Below are 22,143 nucleotides of genomic sequence, written 5' to 3'. Positions count from 1 at the left end.
AGCGAATACAGCATATCGGACTCAACCGGCGAGTATGGCGGCATGAACGCAAGTGCGAATGAACTGGCGGCCAGTTTCGATCTGGAACAGCTGACGGCGGAATTCTACCACAATCCCTACCCGACCTATCGTGCACTGCGGGAGAACGAGCCGGTCAAGCGCCTGCGCAACGGCACCGTGTTCCTGACCCGCTATGACGACCTCGTTACGACCTACAAGAACACAAAATCGTTCAGCTCGGACAAGAAGCGCGAGTTCGCGCCGAAATACGGCGACACCCCGCTCTACGAGCACCACACCACGAGCCTCGTCTTCAACGATCCGCCGGCGCATACCCGCGTGCGGCGTCTGATCATGGGCGCGCTGTCGCCGCGCGCGATCGCGGGGATGGAGCCTGACATCATCAAGCTGGTCGACGGCTTGCTTGACGCCATTGCCGCCAAAGGTGATTGCGAGCTGATCGAGGACTTCGCCGCCTCGATCCCGATCGAGGTGATCGGCAATCTGCTTGACGTGCCCCATGACGAGCGCGCGCCGCTGCGCGACTGGTCGCTGGCGATCCTGGGCGCCCTCGAACCGGTGGTGTCGCCTGAAGTGGCTGCCCGCGGCAACAAGGCGGTGACGGACTTCCTCGCCTACCTCCGAACGCTGGTCGCGCGCCGGCGCGAAAGGCCCGGCACCCCCGAGCGCGACGTGCTGACGCGCCTGATACAGGGTGAAGACAACGGCGAGCGGCTGACCGAGAAGGAGCTGCTGCACAACTGCATCTTCCTGCTCAATGCCGGCCACGAGACCACCACCAACCTGATCGGCAACGGCCTCGTGGCGCTCGACCGGAACCCGGATCAGAAGCGGCGGCTGATCGACAATCCTGAGCTGATCAAGACTGCGGTCGAAGAGATGCTGCGCTACGAGAGCTCGAACCAGCTCGGCAACCGCATGACCACGGAGCGGGTCGAACTCGGCGGCGTCATGCTCGAAGCCGGCACATCCATCACGCTCTGTATCGGCGCTGCCAACCGTGACCCCGCACAGTTTCCGGACCCGGAGAGATTCGACATCGCGCGCACGCCGAACCGGCATCTCGCCTTCGCCACCGGCGCGCATCAATGCGCCGGCATGGCGCTGGCACGATTGGAAGGCGCCATCGCGGTCTCGCGCTTCTTGGCGCGCTTCCCGAACTATGCCGTGAGCGGACAGCCGGTCAGGGGCGGACGGGTGCGGTTCCGCGGCTTTTTGAGCGTGCCCTGCGCGATCGGCTGAGGCATCAAAACAAAAAATCGCGAAAACAACCCCATGCACAGTAGAAGGTTACCGGCGCGGGATGGGCCAGCGATTCCGCGCAACCATTTGACATCCCAGGCCATCGGCGCCGCCGCGCGCAACAATTGCCGGAAGGCCTAAACCACCGTCTTGTGCCGCGCGATGCAGGTTTGCAGCACCTCGTCCAACGGTTTACCCCACCAGTCGTTGGAGAAGATTTCGATCTCCGAATAGCCGGCAAAGCCCTGCGCTTCGACCGCTGCGCGCACCGATTTGATGTCGATCACGCCGTCGCCCATCATCCCGCGGTCGTTGAGAATGTCCCTGGTCGGCACCAGCCAGTCGCAGACATGGAAGGCGAGCAGGCGATCTCGGCCGGCGCGCGCGATCTGCCCCATCAGCTCCGGATCCCACCAGATGTGATAGACGTCCAGCGCGACGCCGAGCATGCCGCTGCGATCAGGGTCGAGCCGGTCGCAGATGTCGAGCGCCTGCTTCGTCGTGTTGACGCAGGCGCGGTCGGCCGCATAGGCCGGATGCAGCGGCTCGATCGCCAGCGGCAGCTTGGCCTGTTTGGCGTAGTCGAGCATTTCGGCGAGCGCTTCCTCGACCTGCGTCCGCGCGCCGGCGATGTCCTTCGACGCCTCGCTGCCCGGCCGCGAATATTGCGGCAGGCCGCCGACGACGAGCACGACGCAGGGGGCGCCCAGTGCCTTGGCTTCATCGACGCAGCGCCGGTTGTCGTCTCGCACCTCGCCGCGGCGCGCTGCGTCGGAGGTGAACATGCCGCCACGGCAATAGCCCGATAGGTCGAGACCGGCATCGCGCACCGCACGCGCGGCACGATCGAGGCCGACGGTTGCGACCTGGTCGCGCCAGGGGTCGATGGCGCGGATACCGTGCCTGGCACAGGCGTCGATGATCTCGACGAGATCACCCTGTTTCCGGATTGTCGCCGTGTTGAGCGACAGCCAACGATGGTCGGACGAGAAATCACGCATCAGGATTCGATTCCGTGCGTTGAGAGCACCGCCTGCATCCGCCGCGTCGCCAGCTCCGGATCGGCGAGCAGTCCGGCCTTGTCGGCCAGCCGGAACAGTTCGGCCAGATGCAGCGTCGAGCGCGTGCTCTCCTGCCCGCCGACCATGGTGAAGTGGTCCTGGTGGCCGTTGAGATAGGCCATGAAAACCACGCCGGTCTTGTAGAACCGCGTCGGCGCCTTGAAGATGTGCCGCGACAGCGGCACCGTCGGCCCCAGCACGTCGTGGAAGCCGGCTTCGTCACCCGCTGCCAGGCGCGACAAGGCGTAGGACGCCGCCGGCGCGATCGCGTCAAAAATGCCGAGCAGCGCGTGCGAAAAGCCTTCGACGTCGCCGGCGATCAGCTCCGCATAATTGAAATCGTCGCCCGTATACATCTTGATGCGCTTGTCGAGACGACGGCGCATGTCGATCTCGCGCTGCTTGTCGAGCAGCGATACCTTGACACCGTCGACCTTGGCGGCGTTGCCGTTGATGATGGCGACCGCAATATCCATCGCCTTGTCGAGATCGTTGGTGCCCCAATATCCCGTCAGCGCCGGATCGAACATGTCGCCGAGCCAGTGGATGATCACGGGCTCGCGAACCTGCGACAGCACGCGATCATAGACCTTTGCGTAATCGTCGGCATTACGGCCAAGCTTCGCCAGCGCGCGCGACGCCATCAAGATGATGCGGCCGCCGACCTTCTCGACCGCCGATGTCTGCTCCTCATAGGCGCGGATCACGTCGTCCATATTTCTGGCGTCCTCCACCGCGAGATGGTCGGTGCCCGCTCCGGAAAACACCAGCGCGTTGCGACGCTTGGCGGCAGACACCGAGCGCGTGATCAGCTCCAGCGAGGTCGGCCAGTCCAGCCCCATGCCGCGTTGCGCGGTGTCCATGGCTTCCGCAACGCCAAGCCCGAGGTCCCAGACGTGCTCGCGGAAGGCGATAGTCTTGTCCCAGTCGACAGCGGCGGAGAGCCACGGGTCGTTGTCGGCAAAGGGATCGGTCACGGTATGGACGGCCGAGAACGCGATGCGGCTCAGCGGCCCCTCGAGCTTTGCCGGAAACGTTCGCGAGGCCGCGAGCCGGTAGGTCTCGATCGAGCGATCGGCTTTCGGCAGCTTGAGCGACAGGGACGACGTTGACGGAACGGGCTTGGGCTGGACGGGCTTGTTCATTATTCCCTCCTCAGACCTTAATCGGCGCGACGTCGATCCAGCGCCGCTCCTTCCAGCTCTTCAGCGCGCATTCGGCGAGCTGCACGCCCTTGACGCCTTCGAGCAGCGTGAATTTGTAGGGCGCATCCTCGTAGACGTGGCGGATGAACATCTCCCACTGCTCCTTGAAGCCGTTGTCGTAGGTGACGTTGTCAGGCAGCTTCTGCCAGTCGCCGTTGAAATCGTGCAGCCGCTTCTCGTCGGGATTCCATACCGGCCGGGGCGTCGCCTGCCGCGCCTGGATCATGCAGTCGGAAAGGCCGGCGACGGCCGAGCCCAGCGTGCCGTCGACCTGGAAGGTGACGAGATCGTCGCGATAGACGCGCGTCACCCAGGACATGTTGATGTGGGCGATGGCGCCGCCCTTGAGCTGGAACGTGGCATAGGCGGAGTCGTCGGCGGTCGCCTTGTACTTCTTGCCCTGCTCGTCGAAACGCTCGGGGATGTCGGTGTTGCCGATGCAGCTCACGCTCTCGACCTCGCCAAAGAGATTGTCGAGCACGTAGCGCCAGTGGCAAACCATGTCGAGGATGATGCCGCCGCCATCCTCCTCGCGGTAATTCCATGACGGCCGCTGCGCCTCCTGCCAGCCGCCTTCGAACACCCAATAGCCGAACTCGCCGCGCACCGAGAGAATACGGCCGAAGAAGCCGGAGTCGCGCAGGAAGGCGATCTTCTTCAGGCCGGGCAGGAACAGCTTGTCCTGCACCGTGCCGTGCTTGATGCCCTTGGAATTGGCGAGCTTGACGACCTCGAGCGCCGCCTCGAAGTTCGTCGCGATCGGCTTCTCGCAATAAACGTGCTTGCCGGCATTGATGGCCTGGGTCAGAAGGCCCGGCCGTGCCTGTGTGGTCGCGGCATCGAAGAACATGGTGTCGTTCTTGTCGGCGAGGGCGGCATCGAGATCGGTGGTCCAGCGCGTGACGTTGTAGCGCTTGGCAAGGGCCTCGACCTTCTCGGCGCTGCGGCCGACCAGGATCGGGTCCGGCATCACGCGGTCGCCGTTCTTCAAGCGGACGCCGCCCTGCTCGCGGATCGCGACGATCGAGCGGATCAGATGCTGGTTGAGCCCCATGCGGCCGGTGACGCCGTTCATGATGAGGCCGAGGCGTTGGGTGGTCATGCCGATTGCTCCCTAGGTGATTTGGGCTGTTCGAGCGGGCGTAGCGCCGACCAGTCCGGATGGACCGACGTCGCAAAACCCGTTGTGCGAAGCGATCCCGTCAGGAGATCGCCGTCGTGAATGGAGAGACGGATACCCTGCCCGGCATCGGCGTAGAGATCGGGGTGAGCGGCGGCGAACGCTTGGGTCTCTGCGGCAGGCGTATCACCGAAGCCATCCACATAATGATGGCCGTTACGTTCGGCATGGGTGATGCCGATGAAGGCACCGAGCGCAAGGTCCTGCTGCACGGCGACGCCCGCCTGGCAGGTCAGGTCCTCGCCGGTCACGAAGAATCTTTCGCCGGCCACGCTCCATTTCGCCGCGCGCGTCGCGTTGACGATGGACTTGTAAAGCCCTTTGCACGATTTCGACGAGATGCCGTGATAGCCAAGCGCCCGTGCCGCAGGAAACGTATCGTAGGAATCGTCGGCTTCGTCGATGATGAAACCGCGCGCAGCGAGAGAGCCGAGCGGCGACAGCCTCGTAACATCGCGCGGCATTGGCTGCTCGATATAGAGCAGCCTGGATGAAATCGATCGCAGCGCAGTGTCATGGTCGAGCCGGCCGATGAGTTCATGCAAGGCTGCGAGATCGGCATATTGCTCGTTGGCATCGAGCGTCAGGTTGTAGTCACGGTCCAGCGCATCGAGCTCCTTGCCGATGCGCGCCAGCCGCGCTGCATCGGCGACGGGGTCCCCCGACAGCTTCAGCTTGAAGTATCTTGCCCCGGAGTTCTCGCGGGCATCGGCAACCCCGCCCTCGCCTTCAACGGTGTCGTCGAGGCCGACGGTATGCCTGATGGCAACACGCGGCAGCGGCTTCCGGCCGGATAGAAACGTCGTGAGATCCGTCTCCTTCAGGTCGGGCGAAAGCCGCGCGTCGATGCCGGCGATGTTGCCGGCCATGCCGTCGAAAAAATTGGTCTCGGCAGCGCGGAGCAGCGCATCGAGGATCGCTTTGTCGATTTCGGCGGGGCCGTAAGCCGCCGCAAGCGCCGGAATGTTCTTTTTCGCACATGTCGCGACCTGGGCACCGATGCACGAGGCATGCAGATCGAATGCCGTCAAAAACCCGGTTCGCGCGAGATAAAGCCCCCGCGCGATCTCCAGCGCGCGGCGCAAATCATCGACAGTCTGCGCCGGCGACAGTTCCGGCCGCTTGTCGAACCATTTCGGCACCAGCAGCTCGGCGCTGGCACCGACCGCGCTTCCCCGGCCCTCCACCTCGATCTCGACCCGCACGAACAGCTGCGGCGTCGCGTTGATCGTGATCGCGCCGAAGCGGAACGGCCGCGCGAACTGCACGGGACGTTCGAAGAACGCGATATCTCGCAGCTTCAGACGCGGCGCCATGGCTTTAGTCCAGCGAACCTTGCGAGAAGAAATGCTTGCGGATGCGCTGGACGAGTTCGGTGAACACAGGGTCGGCCATCACGTCGAGCGAGCGCGGGCGCGGCAGCGGGACGTCGTAGATCGCGGCGACCGCGCCGGGCCGCTCGGTCATGACCAGCACGCGATCGGCGAGGAACACGGCCTCGGGGATCGAATGCGTGATCAGCAGCACCGTCTTTCTGGTCTCGCGCTGGATCCGCATCAGCTCGACATTCATGCGCTCGCGCGTCAACGCGTCGAGGGCGCCGAACGGCTCGTCCATCAGCATGATCCTGGGATCATGCACCAGCGCGCGGCAGATCGAGGCGCGCTGCTGCATGCCCCCGGAGAGCTGCCACGGCAGCTTCTTCTCGAAGCCTTCGAGCCCGACCAGCTTCAACAGCGCCTTGGCGCGGTCGAGATATGTCTGGCGCGGCAGCCGCTTCATGTCGATCGGCAGCATCACGTTGGACAGGATGTTGCGCCATGGCAGCAGCAGCGCGTTCTGGAACACGATGCCGACATTGCCGTGCGGCGTCGTCACCTTCTCACCCTCGACCAGGATCTCGCCCGTCGTCGGCGGCAGCAGTCCCGAGATCAGCTTGAGCAGCGTGGACTTGCCGCAGCCGGATGGGCCGACCACGACGAAGAACTCGCCGTCATTGATGTGAAAGTCGAGCGGCCGCAACGACGGCACATCGCCGTCGCGCGTCCTATAGGTCTTCGACACGCCGGACAGTTTGATGCCCGACGCATCGCCCGCAGCCCGGTCGCTCACCAGTCTCAGATGCGCGGCCGGTTGCAGGGTTTCACTCATGGCTGTCGCGGGTTTCACGAACCGCTCTTCGGCAGATAGTCGTTGGTATAGAACGCCTTCGGGTTCTCCTTGGCCTTGGCATCGAGCCCGCCATATTCGACCATCAGGTTGACGCTGTCGGTCATGTTCTGGTCGGTGACCTGGAACGGCCGCTTGCTCTTGGTCTCAGCAGTCCGGTAGAGCGGAATGGTTAGCTCAAAACCCTGCGTCAGCGTGTCGACCTTGCCGCCCTTTGGGTTGGCATCGAGGATCGACTGCGCCGCGGCCTTCGGCTCCTTCTCGGCGGCCTCGACCGCCTTGGTCGTCGCCGACATGAAGCGGCGGACGAGATCGGCATTGGCCTTCACATAATCAGTGTTGGCGATGATGCCCGAGGAGACCATGTTGATGCCGTAGTCGGCGAACTTGATCGGATAGACGTCCTTGCCGGTGGCGTCCTTGATCTTCATGGACTGGTCCATGACATAGCCGAGCAAGAGATCAGCCTGGCCGTTGATGACCGCGTTGAGCTTGGTCTGGCCGTCGCCGGCAACCGTCTGGAAGTCACTTTCCTTCAGGCCGGTCTTCTTCAGGAACAACGGCCAGATCTGGGTCATGGAATCGGCCGGCGTGATCGCGACTGTCTTGCCCTTGATATCCTCCGGCTTCCTGATGTTCTTGTCGGCGAAACCCATCGCGGACATCGGGCTGGTCTGGAGCAGCACGCCGGTCGCGACCACCGGCGCGCCCTTGATCGCGGCACGCATCATGGTGGGCACGTCGACATAGCCGAAATCGGCGGTCTTGGCGGCCACCGCCTGCGTGGTCGCGGCCGAGCCGCGGCCTTCCTGGATCTCGAGGTCGATGCCTTCGGCTGCGTAGATGCCCTTGGCCTTGCCGTAATAGAACGGCGCGTGCTCGCCATAGACGTACCAGTTGAGCATCAGCACGACTTTGTCGGCTGCTTGCGCCGGCATGGCCGCGAACACCATCAGCGCCGCCGAGACAACTCCTATCCACCGCTTCATCGTCACTCTCCCTTCTCGTTGTTGCGTCGGCCGTTTGGCGGCCGTTCGTCGCTTTGGTTGTTGTTAAGAGGCGAAAATCACGTCCTCGCGCTGGCTAACATGCCAGGGAATGACCAGCTTCTCGATCCGGTCCACGATCCAGAACAGGATGACGCCGAGCAGCGCGAGGATCACGAGCGCTGCGAACATCGTGGGCAGGTCGAAGGTGCCGATCGAGCGCTGCATCACATAGCCGATGCCGGAATTGGATCCGACGAACTCGCCGACGACGGCGCCGACCACGGCGAGCGTCACCGACACTTTGAGGCCGGAGAAGATCGCCGGCAGCGCATGCGGGAGGTTCACCGCGCAAAACACCTGGAAGCGGCTGCCCTGCATGGCGCGGGCGAGATCGACCATATCTGGATCGACCGATTTGAAGCCCTGCACGGCGGAGACCACCACCGGAAAGAAGCCGAGCAGGAACGCCGAGATCACTTTCGGAATGATGCCGAAGCCAAACCAGACCACGAACAGCGGCGCGATCGCGATCTTCGGCACGGATTGCGAGAACACCAGCAGCGGATAGACGTAGCTCTCCACGGTCTTGGAGCCCGCGATCAGCATCGCGATGGGGATGCCAAACAACGCCGAGAGCGCGAAACCGCAGACGGTGGCATAAGTCGTCGGCCAGGACTGGCGCAACAGTTCCGGCCAATCGGTGCGCAGCACCGCGATGACATCGCCCGGCGACGGGATCTGGTAGGCGGGAATCTTGAACAGCCGGATGGCGAGATCCCAGGCCACGACGATGAACACCAGGAACAAAAACGGCCGAATCCAGGCCGCATTCAGCATCTTGGACACCGCACTCTGCGGCTTCAGCTCAGCCACGTCTCACTCCCGGCAGTCTTGTTCGTTGGGCGAGAAATTAACCCGTTGGGTAAATACTGTCCAGCGGTTTTCCTGCGACGTTTTGGGCGGATTCCGGGTGGCTTGAGGGACGCGTCGGCAGCGCCACGTCTTCGGTGTCATTCCCCGCGAAGGCGGGGAATCCAATACGCCGCGGCCCGTCGGCTCAACCACAACCGTCTCGGAGTACTGGATCGTCCGGTCAAGCCGGACGATGACGGCTGAGTTCGGAGAAGCGCCGATAATCCATCGAGCTGTAGCGAGTTACACCGCTAAACCGTCTGCGCCACCGCGGCGCGCGACTTCGGCGCCTTCGTCATAGCTAACAGTGCGGCCGACTGCCCCGTCAGCGCTGCCAGCACGAGGCCGACCATGTGGTCCAGCCGCTCGTCCTTGGCGTCCTTGGCCAGCAAATCGCGACCGAAGATCACGCTGAGCGTCGCCGAGTTCGACAGATAGAAGAAGCAGAGTCCCGCGATCGAGATGTAGAGCTGGACAGGATCGACCGCGACCTTGAAGTCGCCGCCGGACACACCGCGCCGCACCACGGTGCCGATCATCTCGACGAAGGGCGAGTGCATCGACTTCACCTTGGTCGATTTCTTGAGATGCTTTGCGCGCGCGAGATTCTCGGTCTGGAGCAGCGACAGGAATTCGGGATTGCGCAGGAAATAATTCCAGGTGAACTCGATCAGGCGGCGGATGGCCTCGGGCGGATCGAGATGTTCGAGATCGAGCCCGCGCTCCTCGCTGCGGATCTTGTCATAGGCGCCTTCGAGCACCGCGAGATAGAGCTCGTCCTTGTTGCCGACGTGATAATACAGCATCCGCTTGTTGGCGCCGGCGTTGGCCGCGATGCGGTCGACGCGCGCACCGGCAAGCCCGTGCGCCGAGAATTCCTGCTTGGCGGCTTCGAGAATGCGCAGCCGCATCCCCTCGGGATCGCGCTGCCATTTCAGAGTTCGCTTTGCCGCTGCTTTCGCCAAACCGGTTGCTCGCTGGGTGCTATCAGGATGCCGTGTAACACGCGCTCGGCCCGCCGCATAGTTTCGTCATTGCGAGCGTAGCGACCCAATCCAGACTGCCACCACGGAGGCAGTCTGGGTTGCTTCGTCGCAAGAGCTCCTCGCAATGACGAGGGGAGGACTGAACCTCAATCCACCGGCTTCGGCGAGCGCTCCAGCAGGACCGTCTGGATGCCGCAGGTGCCGGTCCGCACCGTCATCACCCGCGTGCCCGGCTTGCGGCCGTTGCGCACGTCGCTGACGTCGAGGCCGGCGGCGATCAGGCGGGCGCGCGTGGCGTCGATATCGGTCACCCGCCAGCTCAGGCCCCACAGGCGGTCATGCAGGGAATCGCCGCCCGCGACGGGGCGGCGCACCACCTCGACGACGAGATCGCCGCAGCGGAAGAACATCAGCTGGCCCCAATCCTGGTGCGAGCGGTCGAGCGCCAGATCGAGCCCGAGCCGCGCGCCATAGAGCGCGGCGGCGCGATCGGAGTCCTCGGTGGTGATCACGACGTGGTCGAGCGCATCGATCGGCGCGATATCGGTCGCCGGTGAAAGCGGACGCTCATCAGCCAGTTCGAGGAAGAACGTGCGCACGCCGCGCGTGAGCTCCGTGGCGGCGCGCGTCCGCTTCCAGTGCAGGACCGCACCGCTCTCCGCATCGCTGCTTTCGACCTCGGCGACCGGATCCGGCTTGAGCGCCACCCGCTCCAGCCGCCGGTGCATTTTTCTCATGTCCGCGACACGAAAGCACAGGCTGGCGAGCACGCCTTCCTGGTCGTCGAGCAGCGCGCGCATGCGGTCGGCGGCCACGCTGAAGCCGTTCGGCGCCATCAATTCGATCGTCATGTTCGCAAGAGTGAACAACACCCGGTCGGCGCCCTCGCCCGAGTTCTGCCAGGCCGGCGCGCGCCCGAGCAGCGTCTGATAGGCCGCCTTGGCCGCACCGATATCCCTGACCAGTGCGACGACGTGATCGAGGCCGGTGATCATGCTTCCCCCTGTTGAGCGGCCCGGAACCGTGGACCGAGAGACGGCGTTTGTCCGGGCTTGGCATTGCCCGGTGATGGTCGTATTCCGGCCGCATGCCGACCTCAAGCACTCCCAGCGGCGGTTTTGCGAATAATTTCAGCGGTCCCGCGACGGAACCGGTGTTACAGTAAGCACGCCGGCCGGGACCACAAAGCGCATCACGGACAAGCAATGCAGGCTCTCTTCATCGGACAGACCTATATCGACGTCGTCTTCATCACCGACCACATGCCGACCGGCGACGAGAAGCACGTGGCCTCCGACTACGCGGTTTCCTTCGGCGGCAATGCGGTGACCGCGGCGTTCTGCTGCGCCAAGCTCGGCATCGTGCCCGATCTGATCGCCACCGCGGCCAATGACTGGCTCGGCCGCATGTTCATGGACATGTGCGCGAAATATGCGATTTCGCTCCATGGGCGGAAGGTCAATCAGTCCTCGCTGTCCTTCATCATGCCCAAGGACGGCAAGCGCGCCATCGTCCGCTGCCGCGACGACGACCACATCCATCCCTTCCCGATGCTCAATCTCGGCGGCTGCCGCGCGCTGCATGTCGACGGCCATCAGCCCGATGCCGCGATCCACTACGCAAAAGTCTGCCGCGAGGCTGGCATCTTGACCTCGCTCGACGGTGGCGGCCTGCGCACCAACACGCATGAGCTATTGGAATTCATCGACGTCGCGATCGTCGCCGAGCGCCTGTGCGAGCAGATGGATCTGACGCCGGAAAAGATGCTGGACTATCTCAAGAGCCGCGGCTGCAAGATCGGCGGCATCACCATGGGCGAGAAGGGCCTGCTCTGGTACGACGAGACCGGAACGGTGCAGGTGATGCCGGCGATGCCGATTCCGCGCGAGCGCGTGATCGACACCAACGGCGCCGGCGACGTCTTCCATGGCGCCTATGTCTATTCCTATCTCGCCCATCCCGGCAAAAGCTGGCGCGAGCATTTCGATTTTGCCCGGGCAGCCTCGACCTTCAAGATCCAGCGTCTTGGCAACGAAGCTGGCCTGCCGACTCTTGTCGACATCGCCAAGGTCAGGCACGAGTTCGAGGTTAGGGTCTAGCGCTCGCAGGGGTCTCTCATGGGGCGCGTCTTCGTCGCCGGCAGCATCAACATGGATGTGGTGGCGACAGCCGATCGCCATCCCAGGGTCGGCGAGACCGTCGCCGGCAAGCAGGTGCTGTATTTTCCGGGCGGCAAGGGCGCCAACCAGGCGGTGGCGGCGTCGCGGCTTGGCGCGCGGACCACGCTGATCGGCCGGCTGGGCAAGGATTCGTTCGGCGGTGAGCTGAGGACGTTCCTCGGCGCGCAAGGCATCGATCTCGGCGCGATCCGAGAGACGGCCGAGGCGCACACAGGCACGGCCATCATCACGGTGGCGGAGGCCGACAACACCATCGTCGTCATTCCCGGCAGCAATGCGCTTGTCGGCGTCGATGACGTCGCGGCCGTCCCGCTAGCCAAGGGCGACGTCGCGGTCAGCCAATTCGAGATCCCGCTGCCGACGATCGCCGCGTTCTTCCGGCGGGCTCGCGACATTGGCGCCACGACGCTGCTCAATCCGGCTCCGGCACAAACCATGTCGAGCGAATTGCTCGCGCTGATCGACATCCTCGTGCTGAACGAGACCGAGCTCGGCCTCCTCGCCGGCGTGGAGTTGTCCGACAGTGACGAGGCCGCGCGCATCCTCGACGTCGCACGAAAACTTCAGGCGCGCGAGGACCAGACCATCTGCGTGACCCTCGGCAAGCGCGGCGTGCTGGCGCTCGCGGGACGCGAGGAGATTTCGGTGCAAGGCCGCGTGGTGAAGGCGGTCGACACCACGGGCGCAGGCGATTGTTTTGTGGGAGCACTCGCGGCGCAACTCGCCGACGGCGTCGACTTGCGCGCAGCACTCGCCTTCGCCAATGCCGCCGCCTCGATCTCCGTGCAGCGCATGGGCGCGGGGCCGTCGATGCCGACGGCCGCGGAAGTCGCCGCCGTCCTCAATGCGAACTGATCACGCCAGCGCGCCCTTCAGGTCGAAACTTTCGTCGGCGGCATGCTCCGGCGTGATCGAGCGATCCAGGCCGAACAGGCGGCGGCCGAACATGTGGTCGCCGGCACGGTTGATCGATTCGATGCCGAGCAGATTGTCGCCCTTGTAGCAGAACGCCGAGAATGCCTTCCTGGTGGGATCGCCGCGCAGGACGACGCGGTCGTAGCCGGTGGTGAGGCCCGCGATCTGGAGCTTGTCCTCGCCCTGGTCGCTCCAGAACCAGGGATGGCTGTCATAGGCCTTGCGGTCGCCGGTCAGCCGCGCCGCGAGGCAGCGCGCGTGATCGGTGGCATTCTGCACCGATTCCAGCCGCTGCGATCCGCCGAAGCGCGGGCTGTTGAACAGCGCGCAATCGCCGATCGCCGAGATATCAGGATCGGCCGTCGAGAGATATTCGTCGACGATGATCCCGGCCGCGACCGGCAGCCCCGCCTCCGCCGCAAGCTCGATGTTCGGCAGCACGCCGACGCCGACCACGACAAGATCCGCCGGCAAATGCCTTCCGTCGCTCAAGGAGACGCCGGTGACCTTGCCGTCCTCCGCCTCGATCGCGGTTGCTTGCACGCCGAGGTGGATGCGGATGCCGGCCTCGCGATGCCGCGCCTGAAAATACTCCGACACCTCAGCCGTCACCGCGCGCGCCATCACGCGCGGGGCGAGTTCGAGCACGTCGACCTCTAGCCCCTTGATGCGCGCGGTGGCCGCGAATTCGAGGCCGATGAAGCCGGCGCCGATCACCACGACCCGCGTCTTTGACGGCATGATCTGCCGCAGCGCCTCGCTGTCGTCGAGGATGCGCAGATATTTCACGTCGGGAAGGTTCGCATTGGGCAGATCGAGCAGCCGGTTGCGGGCGCCGGTCGCCAGCACGAGGTGGCCGTAGGGCAGCGGCCTGCCCGAGGCGAGCAGCACCTTGCGCCCCGCGCGGTCGATCGACACGGCGCGGCCCGCGACCAGCTCGATGCTCTGGTCCTGGTAGAATTTCCCCGGCCGGAACATCAGGCTCTCCGGCCCGGCGGTCCCCTTGATGTAAGCCTTGGACAAAGGCGGCCGCTGATAGGGCAGATGCGCCTCGTCGTTGATCAGGCAGATAGCAGCGGAAAATCCCGCCTGACGCAGCGATGCCGCCACCTGGTAGCCGCCATGGCCGGCACCGATAATGACCACCGGACCGTCCGTCATTGGACAGCCCATTTCCGCAAGACACGAGCGTCACCCATGTCGTCTCCTCTCGCGCTGATTTTGGCTTGCTTGCCCAGGAGGAGCCGGCGCTCGTGTCCGTCCCTGACGAAGGCAGGTCCATTTGAACCTATCGTTCCGGCTTGCGCAAGGGCGCCTGCCGGGGATTGTCACCCCTCGCCTTCTGCGATTTAGTCGCACGAACGACCTCATGCCGGGGATTTCAAGATGCCAGCTCCCGTCTCCCAGCCCGACGATCCCGCCTTGCTGCGGATCGACGGGCCGATCGCGACCATCACGCTCAACCGGCCCGCCGCGTTCAACTCGATCAATCTGGCGATTGCACAACAGCTCGAACAGCTCGCGGCTTACATTGAGGGCGCCGACGACATCAGGGTCGTGGTCCTCGAAGGCGAAGGCCGCGCCTTCTCGGCTGGCGGCGATCTGCAGACGATCGGCGCCGCCGCCGAAGCGGGCACGGTGACGCCGGTCGTCGGCGAGCTGTTGAAGCACTATCACGCCTTCATCGAGATCCTCCGGCGCATGCCGAAGGTCTCGCTGTCCAGCGTGCACGGCTCGGCGGCCGGCGCCGGCATGGGCCTCGCCTTCGTCACCGATCTCTGCATCGCCGCCGAGGATGCCAAATTCACGCCGGCCTATGCCAAGATCGGCGTCTCGCCGGATGGCGGATCTACGGTCGGCATCGTCAACACGGTCGGCTCCCGCCGCGCGCTGCAGATTTTCCTGGCCGAGGATAATTTTACCGCGCAGCAGGCCCATGAATGGGGTCTGGTTGCGAAGCTCGTTCCCGCCGCCGAGTTGAAGGCGGCAACGCGAACCCTCGCCGAGCGGCTGGCGCAGAACCCGCTCGCCGCGATTGCCGGCACCAAGTCGCTGGTCTACCAGGCCGCCACGACCCCGGTGAAGCAGCAGCTCGACGCCGAGGAGCACAAGATCATCATGGCGATGAACACTGCGGAGTTTCGAACCGCCGTGAAGAAATTCACCAGCAAGAGCAAGTAGCGTTCACTCGAGCAGGCTTACTTGGGACAGATATAGCCCGTGCCCGCCGGCGACTTGAAGCATCCGACCGATTCCGGCAGCACTTTCTGCGGCAGCCACAGCACCACACTCGGGAAATAGATCGCAAACGCGATCGTCCCGAGGAACACCAGATAGATCGGCAAAGCGGCGCGTAGCGCCTTTGCGAAACTGACGCCGACGAATTTCGAGGCCATCAGCAGCACCAAGCCGTAAGGCGGCGTGATCAGGCCGAAGGCGAGCGTGGCGATCAGCACCACGCCCATATGCACGGCGTTGATGTCGCCGGCTTCCGTCAGTGTGTTGACCAGCGGCATGAAAATGATGATGGTCGGCACCGGCTCGATGAAATCGCCGACGACCGTGAACAGCAGCACCATCAGCAGCATGATCAGATGCGGGTCGTTGCCGGCGAGCGAGGTGATGACTTCGGCGATGCAGCTTGCACCGCGCAAATAGGCGAGCATCCAGCCGAACGCATTGGCGGCGCCGATCGTGATCAGCGGCAGCGAGAAGATCAGGCCGGCGAGACAGAAATCGTACGGAATCTTCCTGATATGCCCGCGGTTGAGCGCTGGGATCACGACGACGACAATCCAGACCACGGCGACGACACCGGCTTCCGTCGGCGTGAACCAGCCGGTCAGGATGCCCCCCAACAGGATCACCGGAATCATCAGCGGCAGCGCCGCATCGCCGGCCGCGAACACCACCTGCCGCAGCGGCGCGCGCGGCTTGCGCAGGCCGGACGGGCCGAAGAAATAGCAATAGATCATCAACCCGAAGCCGATCATCAGGCCCGGCACGACGCCTGCCATGAACAGGCCGGCGATCGAGACATTGCCGACGGCGCCATAGACCACCGCGGTGATGCTCGGCGGCACCAGCGCCGCGATGGTCGATGCGGATGCGATGATCGCGGCGATGAAGGCGGGCTCGTAACCCTCGCGCTTCATCGGGCCGCCCAGAGCGCGGCTCATCACAGCGACGTCGGCCGTGGTCGAGCCCGACATTTCCGAGAAGAACATGCTGAAGACGACCACGACCTGCGACAGGCCGCCTCTGATGTGGCCAACGAGGGACACCGAGAGGTTGGCTATTCGAACCACCACATTGGCCGAGCTCATGAGCTCGCCGACCAGCAGGAAGAACGGGATCGCCAGCAGCGCCTCGGAATCGACGCCGTCGAAGATTTTCTGGATGATTGCGGCGAGCGAGACGTCCGACAGCAGCGCGCCGATGAAGACACCGGCCATCAGCGAGAACGGCACGGGCACGCCGAGATAGCCGAACGACAGGAAGCAGACCGTCATCAACGCCAGAACAAGGGGTGCGCTCACGGCTGCGCCCTCATCTGCGCGTCGGTGATAACAGGCGCCCCGTCATCCTCTTCGGGCGGCTCGGGGTGGTCAAAGCCGTTGCGCAGACCGTTGACGAGCTGCTCGATGGTGAACAGGCCGACCAGCACGCCCGACAGCGGGATGATCGCGTAGAGCGAGGCGATCGGCGTGCCCGACGGCAGGCGAAAACTGCCGAAGCCGCGAAGATAGTTCTGATATCCGTACAAGATCAGGCCGAAGGCGACGCCGAGCACCACGATCCGGATGATGACTTCGACGATCAGACGCGGCGTGCCGTGCATCGCCTCGGAGATCGCGGTGAGATAGAGGTGGTCGTTGCGCCGGGTCGCGGCCGCGGTGCCGACGAAAATCGCATAGATGAACAGCGTCGAGGTCACTTCCTGGAGCCAGAGCCAGGGATGGCCGATGGTACGGGTGACGATGTCGGCGGTCACCGACAGCGAGAAGCCGAAGCAGAGCACGCCGCACAGGATCATCAAGGCGAGCTCGAGCCAGTCCAGCCCGCGCCATTTGAGGTGCCGTTGGCGTTGCACCAGCAGTTTGTCGGCGATTGTCATCACTATCCCCGTCGTCCCGGCGAAAGCCGCGACCCATATCCCCAGCTGCGTGTGGTCAAAGCAAGCTGGCGGCTATCCTGCCCCAAGCTCCGCCGCGGCGTATGGGTCCCGGCTTTCGCCGGGACGACGCGGAGGCAACGGTACGCGGCCTAGTTGATCGAGCGGATCAAATCCTTGATCTTCTCGGCGTGCGGGCCGAGCTCCTTGGCGAGCTTGTCGAGATAGGGATCGGCGATCGCCGTGAAGGTCTTCTTGTCGACGTTGTCGACGATCTTCACGCCCATCTTCTTCAGCTTCTCTGCCGCGGTGCGTTCGAGGTCGAAGGCCTTCTGCGGCTCCTTGGAGCTGACCTCGTTCCCCGCCGCCTGCACCCATTGCTTCTGCTCCGCCGACAGGCTCTGCCAGAGCTTGTCGGAGATGAACACCAACGCGTTGTTGGCCTCGTGCTCGGTGATGTTCAGGACCGGGGCGACCTCGTAGTGCTTGTTGACGAGGTAGACATTGATGCTGTTCTCGGCGACGTCGACCACGCCGGTCTGCAGGCTCGTGTAGACGCTGCCGAACGGCATGTGCACGGTCTGGGCGCCGTAGGCCGGGAACATGGTGTCCTCGGTCGCAGTCGCCTGCACCCGGATCTTCAGGCCCTTGATGTCGCCGACATTGTGAATCTCCTTCTTGGAGTACATGTGGCGCACGCCCTGCGACCCCGTCGCGATCACATGCAGGCCGTGCGTGGTCTCGTCGATCATGGTCTTGAGCGCCTCGAACACTTTTGGATCGGCCAGACCCTTGACCACGTGGTTCTCGTCGCGGAACAGGAAGTGCAACGACATCACGCCCGCTTGCGGCGAGATCGTCGCGGTGTTCGCCGAGGAGATGATCGAGAACTCGACGTCGCCCGCCTTCACGAGCTGGAGCACCTGCGGCTCCTGCCCGAGCTGCGCGCCCGGATATTGATCGATGATCATGGTGCCTTTGCTCAATTCCTTGAGCTTTTCGGCAAAGAGGTCGCCCGCGATGGAGTAGCCGGTATTGCGCGGCTGGTCGTAGGCGAAGCGATAATGCTTCACCTCCTGCGCAGATGCGCCCGTGACGAACAGGATTGCGGCCGTTGCCGCCAGCCGATGTAAGAATCTTGGCATGGATCGTGCGATCATCGTTTCCCCCTGTTTTAACGCCCGCCGCTTTAGCGGTCTGGGCTACGCTTCCGGGTGGTTGGTCACCCTCTCTTAGTTTTCTGCTCAGTCTTCTTCCCAGTCCTCTGCATGAAATCGAAATCGCAGCCCTCGTCGGCCTGCATGATGGTCTCGTTGAACAGCCACGCATAGCCGCGCCGCGCCTCATCCGGCGCAGCCGCGGGCTTCAATGCCGTACGCCGCCGTTCCAGCTCGGTAGCATCCACCAGAAGCTCGATGCTGCGCTTGGCGACGTCGAGTCGGATCATGTCGCCGTTCTTCACCAGCGCCAGCGGGCCGCCGACGGCGGATTCCGGAGTGATGTGCAGCACGATGGTGCCGAATGCGGTGCCGCTCATGCGCGCATCCGAAATGCGCACCATGTCCTTGGTCCCAGCGCGCGCGAGCTTCTTCGGGATCGGCAGATAGCCCGCCTCCGGCATGCCGGGCGCGCCCTTAGGACCGGCGTTGCGCAGCACCAGCACGTCATCGGCCGTGACGTCGAGATCGGGATCGTCCACCCGCAGCGTCATATCCTCGACCGATTCGAACACCACCGCACGGCCCGTGTGTTGCAGCAGCTTTGGGCTCGCGGCGGATTGCTTGATAACCGCGCCGCGCGGCGCGAGATTACCGTGCAGCACGGCGAGGCCACCTTCCTTCTTGATCGGATTGTCCCGCGGACGGATCGCGTCCTGGCCGGGCACGTCTTCCGCGTTCGCCGCGATATCGCGCAGCGTCTGGCCGGTGATCGTCTTGGCATCGAGATCGACGAGATCGCCGAGTTGCGCCAGCAGTTTCGGCACGCCGCCGGCGTGATGGAAATGCTCCATGTAATGCTCGCCGGACGGCTTGAGATCGACCAGCACCGGCACCTCGCGGCCGATCTGGTCGAACACCCCGAGGTCGAGCCGGTGTGGCGAACGATGTGCCATCGCGGTCAAATGGATCAGGCCGTTGGTCGAGCCGCCGATCGCCTGGAGCACGACCTGGGCATTCTTAAAAGATGCCGGCGTCAGCACCTCGCTCGGCTTCGGACCTTTGGTCTTGGCCATCTCGGCGGCCACCCTGCCGCTCGCCTCGGCAAGGCGAAAGCGCTCCGCATGCGGGGCGGGAATCGTCGCGCTCATCGGCAGCGACAGGCCCATGGCCTCGATCATGCAGGCCATGGTGGAGGCGGTGCCCATCACCATGCAGGTGCCGACCGACGGCGCAAGGCGGCCGTTCACCGCCTCGATCTCGACATCATCCATTTCGCCGGCGCGATACTTGCCCCAGAGGCGACGGCAATCGGTGCAGGCGCCCAGCACCTCGCCCTTGTGATGACCAACCACCATGGGGCCAACGGGGATGACCACCGTCGGCAGGTCGGCGCTGATCGCCGCCATCACCTGCGCAGGAAGAGTCTTGTCGCAGCCGCCGATGACGATCGCCGAATCCATCGGCTGCGCGCGGATCATCTCCTCGGTGTCCATCGCCATCAGATTGCGCAGATACATCGAGGTCGGATGCGCAAAACTCTCCGCGATCGAGATCGTCGGGAACACGAACGGCATCGCGCCCGACAGCATCACGCCGCGCTTGGCGGCCTCGATGATCTGCGGGACGTTGCCGTGGCAGGGATTGTAGTCGCTATAGGTGTTGGTGATGCCGACGATCGGACGCTCCAGCGCGTCGTCGGAATAGCCCATGGCCTTGATGAACGCCTTGCGCAGGAACAGCGAGAAGCCGGCATCGCCATAGCTCGTCAGCCCTTTGCGCAACCCACTCGTCATCATACCACTCCCATTACCGGGTCATTGTCCTACAGACTGCCCCTTGATTGTCAATAAGACAGACGTCAAACCTGCCATTTACCCGTGTTGCGCGCTGGTGGGAGACCAGATTATTGACAATCAGGGCCTTCCCTGCTCCACAGGACGAACCGGCCAAGCGCCGGGAGGCCGAGGGCATGTCCGACATTCACATCGCAGACGCCACGATGGTCCGGCGCGACGATCCGGACGACATCGTCGCGCGGCTCGAAGAGGACATCATCTTCGGCCGACTTGCGCCAGGCGCGCGCCTCACAGAGGACGCGCTGATGTCGGCTTACGGCACTTCGCGCCATTTCGTGCGGCAGGCCTTGGTGGATGCGGAGCGCCGGGGCATCGTCCGCCGCGAGAAGAATGTCGGCGCCACCGTGCGGTTCTATTCGGCCGAAGAGGTCCGGCAGATCTACGAGGTCCGGGAGATGCTGACCCGGCAGGCGGCGCTGATGATCCCCCTGCCCGCACAGCAAGGCCTGATCGATGAGCTCTCTGCATTGCAGCGGCAATATTGCGCGAGAGCGGATTTGCAGGACCTGCGCGGCATCCATGAAGCCAACGACGCCTTCCACCTCGCGCTGTTCTCGGCCTGCGGCAATCCCTATCTGGTGCGCTCGCTGCAGCACTACATGAACCTGACCCTGCCGATGCGCGCCAAGAATCTCGCCGACAGCGACGGGCTGGCACAATCGCGCCGCCAGCACGAGCTCATGATCGAGCTGTTGAAGGGCCGCGACAGCTGGGCGCTGGCGCAGCTGTGTGTGGATCACATGCAGTTCAGCAAGAAGGATTACTTGGCGCGGATTGGGGATGAGCGAGCCGAACAGCAGGGCCCGCGTTCATAGATGGGAGACGTTCGCTTCTCGCGGTGGTGCAGTTCACGCGGTAAGGGCGCGCTGGATTGCCCGCAATTGCAGGCCGCACGAGCCCATTCGGGCAATAATGCCCGCAGTCCACAACTTCCGGGGAACCTATGGTCGGCTTGGTACTTGGTCTTGCACCAATCCCCCACCATAGGAGCTGCCATGATTTGCCGTTTAGTCGGAGCCGCCGCTGTTGCCGTCGCCGTCCTGCTTCCCGTAACGACCCAGGCCCAGGGCGTTCCCGGAGGCGTCGAACGCGGTGCGCGGGATGGTGAGCGAGCGGCAGGGCCTGTCGGTGCAGTTGTGGGTGGCGTCGTCGGCGGCGTCGTTGGCGGCGTGGCGGGAGTCCTTGGTGTCGATCAACGTCCTCGCTTTCACTCCTACGTCGTCGAACAGCGGCGGCCCTCATATCAGTACCGCGAGGATGTGAGAGTCGGGGCGGTTCTTCCGGAAGAGGGCGTGACCTATTACGAGGTGCCGCCCGAGTACGGCGCCCGTGAGTATCGTTACACGGTGGTGAACGGTCGCACGGTTCTGGTCGAACCGCGAACCCACCGGATCGTTGAGATCGTCGAATAACAACCAAGGGCCGTCTTTCGAGACGGCCCTTTCGTTTGCGCAGATCTGAATCCCTGAAGTCCCGGTTCAGTACCGCCTCAGCAGACCGCGATCCACGCTGGCATCGCCATAGTCGGCGCAGGCTCTCTTCGGGTTTCTGATCAGATCGGTCCGGACGCGCCTGAACGTTTTGCCGGCAGCGTCGGACACTTCGGGGCGGAATTTACCGGGATCGGAGCTCTCGCCATCGCGGGCCTTGACGGCTGCAGCATAGGCGTCGATCATCGCCATCGCAGCATCCGTGCTGCCGAGAAGTCGGGCGCCGAGCTGTACACTGCCGGCACCATTGACCTCGTAGCCGACACATCGTTGTTCGAGCACCGCGGATGCGGTGACGAGCTGGTCGAGAAACGTCGCCTCGGCGTCGCCGAGCATCGCGGCCCGCGCCGGTCCCGACATGAACAGCGTGAGCAGTACGGCGGCTGGCAATTCGATTTTCATTGTCCTGACTCGCGCTGCCGCCGTTGAGCCGTGATCGAGGCACCGATTGCCGAATTGCGGTCTCGCAAAATCGAGAGCCAGACGGCCAGAGCAACGTTGATCTGGATCAATGGCCGGAACGACCAAAGCGAGGCTCAGGCCTTTGCGTCGCTCGCCCTGTGTGAATCGAGGCACCACGGCGGGACGGGCACTAAAACTGTTTGTCAAGCCATCGAAATTTCGCAGAGCCGGAAATAAATATGGCCGGGCTCCGGCGCCACG

General features: G+C 64.1%; 21 protein-coding genes. 6 read left to right on the top strand and 15 right to left on the bottom strand.

Translation table 11 applies throughout. From position 1 onward, the window contains the following. The first annotated feature begins 42 nt into the window (after positions 1 to 42). Positions 43 to 1,263, top strand: coding sequence for a cytochrome P450 (locus AC0L23_RS04795; RefSeq protein WP_018457055.1), 1,221 nt, complete (start codon positions 43 to 45; stop codon positions 1,261 to 1,263). A 137-nt stretch (positions 1,264 to 1,400) separates the two neighbouring features. On the opposite strand, the gene AC0L23_RS04790 is transcribed toward AC0L23_RS04795, so the two are convergent. The 9 genes from AC0L23_RS04790 to AC0L23_RS04750 all read right to left on the bottom strand — a co-directional run bounded on the left by AC0L23_RS04790 (position 1,401) and on the right by AC0L23_RS04750 (position 10,760). Continuing rightward, positions 1,401 to 2,264, bottom strand: coding sequence for a sugar phosphate isomerase/epimerase family protein (locus AC0L23_RS04790; protein WP_018457056.1), 864 nt, complete (start codon positions 2,262 to 2,264; stop codon positions 1,401 to 1,403). Next, the gene (locus AC0L23_RS04785; protein ID WP_018457057.1) at positions 2,264 to 3,469 is read right to left on the bottom strand and encodes a dihydrodipicolinate synthase family protein; all 1,206 of its coding nucleotides are present in this window, start codon (positions 3,467 to 3,469) and stop codon (positions 2,264 to 2,266) included. The genes AC0L23_RS04790 and AC0L23_RS04785 overlap by 1 nt, the downstream gene beginning before the upstream one ends. Positions 3,470 to 3,479: 10 nt before the next feature. Then, complete coding sequence (locus AC0L23_RS04780; protein WP_085362285.1) at positions 3,480 to 4,631, bottom strand: Gfo/Idh/MocA family protein; 1,152 nt, start codon at positions 4,629 to 4,631, stop codon at positions 3,480 to 3,482. Beyond that, positions 4,628 to 6,025 carry a hypothetical protein gene (locus tag AC0L23_RS04775; protein WP_085362284.1) on the bottom strand — a complete coding sequence of 466 codons (1,398 nt, stop codon included), beginning with the start codon at positions 6,023 to 6,025 and terminating at the stop codon, positions 4,628 to 4,630. Before AC0L23_RS04775 ends, AC0L23_RS04780 begins: the two co-directional genes overlap by 4 nt. Before the next feature lie 4 nt (positions 6,026 to 6,029). After that, positions 6,030 to 6,860: an ABC transporter ATP-binding protein gene (locus tag AC0L23_RS04770; protein WP_210350960.1), complete on the bottom strand. Its 831-nt coding sequence runs from the start codon at positions 6,858 to 6,860 to the stop codon at positions 6,030 to 6,032. Between the two features lie 14 nt (positions 6,861 to 6,874). After that, entirely contained in the window at positions 6,875 to 7,867 is a 993-nt protein-coding gene (locus tag AC0L23_RS04765; protein ID WP_085385884.1) for an ABC transporter substrate-binding protein, read from the bottom strand. 63 nt (positions 7,868 to 7,930) lie between these two features. Then, a complete protein-coding gene (locus tag AC0L23_RS04760; protein ID WP_007593901.1) occupies positions 7,931 to 8,740 on the bottom strand; it encodes an ABC transporter permease in 810 nt (269 codons plus the stop codon). Between the two features lie 290 nt (positions 8,741 to 9,030). Then, complete coding sequence (locus AC0L23_RS04755; protein ID WP_018457063.1) at positions 9,031 to 9,690, bottom strand: TetR/AcrR family transcriptional regulator; 660 nt, start codon at positions 9,688 to 9,690, stop codon at positions 9,031 to 9,033. A 221-nt stretch (positions 9,691 to 9,911) separates the two neighbouring features. Beyond that, entirely contained in the window at positions 9,912 to 10,760 is an 849-nt protein-coding gene (locus AC0L23_RS04750) for a VOC family protein (protein ID WP_085362281.1), read from the bottom strand. Between the two features lie 210 nt (positions 10,761 to 10,970). On the opposite strand from AC0L23_RS04750, the gene AC0L23_RS04745 reads away from it, so the two are divergent. Both AC0L23_RS04745 and AC0L23_RS04740 read left to right on the top strand, forming a co-directional pair. Further along, positions 10,971 to 11,864, top strand: coding sequence for a sugar kinase (locus AC0L23_RS04745; protein WP_007593904.1), 894 nt, complete (start codon positions 10,971 to 10,973; stop codon positions 11,862 to 11,864). 18 nt (positions 11,865 to 11,882) lie between these two features. Continuing rightward, complete coding sequence (locus tag AC0L23_RS04740) at positions 11,883 to 12,800, top strand: ribokinase (RefSeq protein ID WP_018457065.1); 918 nt, start codon at positions 11,883 to 11,885, stop codon at positions 12,798 to 12,800. Here AC0L23_RS04740 and AC0L23_RS04735 read toward each other — a convergent pair whose 3' ends face one another. Further along, positions 12,801 to 14,021, bottom strand: a complete 1,221-nt coding sequence (locus tag AC0L23_RS04735; protein ID WP_085362280.1) for an NAD(P)/FAD-dependent oxidoreductase — start codon at positions 14,019 to 14,021, stop codon at positions 12,801 to 12,803. Positions 14,022 to 14,246: 225 nt separating this feature from the next. Here AC0L23_RS04735 and AC0L23_RS04730 point away from each other — a divergent pair, with 225 nt between their 5' ends. Continuing rightward, positions 14,247 to 15,041 carry an enoyl-CoA hydratase/isomerase family protein gene (locus AC0L23_RS04730; RefSeq protein WP_018457067.1) on the top strand — a complete coding sequence of 265 codons (795 nt, stop codon included), beginning with the start codon at positions 14,247 to 14,249 and terminating at the stop codon, positions 15,039 to 15,041. 17 nt (positions 15,042 to 15,058) lie between these two features. Here the strand turns inward: AC0L23_RS04730 and AC0L23_RS04725 are convergent, their stop codons facing one another. The 4 genes from AC0L23_RS04725 to AC0L23_RS04710 form a co-directional block, all read right to left on the bottom strand. Next, on the bottom strand, positions 15,059 to 16,399 hold the full coding sequence (locus tag AC0L23_RS04725) for a TRAP transporter large permease (protein WP_085362279.1): 1,341 nt from the start codon (positions 16,397 to 16,399) through the stop codon (positions 15,059 to 15,061). Beyond that, a complete protein-coding gene (locus tag AC0L23_RS04720) occupies positions 16,396 to 16,977 on the bottom strand; it encodes a TRAP transporter small permease (RefSeq protein ID WP_085362278.1) in 582 nt (193 codons plus the stop codon). The genes AC0L23_RS04725 and AC0L23_RS04720 overlap by 4 nt, the downstream gene beginning before the upstream one ends. Before the next feature lie 149 nt (positions 16,978 to 17,126). Beyond that, the gene (locus AC0L23_RS04715) at positions 17,127 to 18,134 is read right to left on the bottom strand and encodes a TRAP transporter substrate-binding protein (RefSeq protein WP_085362277.1); all 1,008 of its coding nucleotides are present in this window, start codon (positions 18,132 to 18,134) and stop codon (positions 17,127 to 17,129) included. A gap of 62 nt (positions 18,135 to 18,196) precedes the next feature. Then, positions 18,197 to 19,927 (bottom strand): IlvD/Edd family dehydratase, encoded by a 1,731-nt coding sequence (locus tag AC0L23_RS04710; RefSeq protein WP_085385948.1) that lies wholly within the window; start codon positions 19,925 to 19,927, stop codon positions 18,197 to 18,199. A 176-nt stretch (positions 19,928 to 20,103) separates the two neighbouring features. On the opposite strand from AC0L23_RS04710, the gene AC0L23_RS04705 reads away from it, so the two are divergent. Then, the gene (locus AC0L23_RS04705) at positions 20,104 to 20,805 is read left to right on the top strand and encodes a GntR family transcriptional regulator (RefSeq protein ID WP_085362275.1); all 702 of its coding nucleotides are present in this window, start codon (positions 20,104 to 20,106) and stop codon (positions 20,803 to 20,805) included. Between the two features lie 180 nt (positions 20,806 to 20,985). After that, entirely contained in the window at positions 20,986 to 21,402 is a 417-nt protein-coding gene (locus AC0L23_RS04700; RefSeq protein ID WP_026233295.1) for a DUF1236 domain-containing protein, read from the top strand. Positions 21,403 to 21,468: 66 nt separating this feature from the next. On the opposite strand, the gene AC0L23_RS04695 is transcribed toward AC0L23_RS04700, so the two are convergent. Further along, the gene (locus AC0L23_RS04695) at positions 21,469 to 21,882 is read right to left on the bottom strand and encodes a hypothetical protein (RefSeq protein ID WP_085362274.1); all 414 of its coding nucleotides are present in this window, start codon (positions 21,880 to 21,882) and stop codon (positions 21,469 to 21,471) included. Positions 21,883 to 22,143: the final 261 nt, after the last annotated feature.

The sequence above is a fragment of the Bradyrhizobium sp. MI1.4 genome, from assembly GCF_055811315.1.
This window is presented reverse-complemented; position numbering and strand designations above follow the sequence as displayed.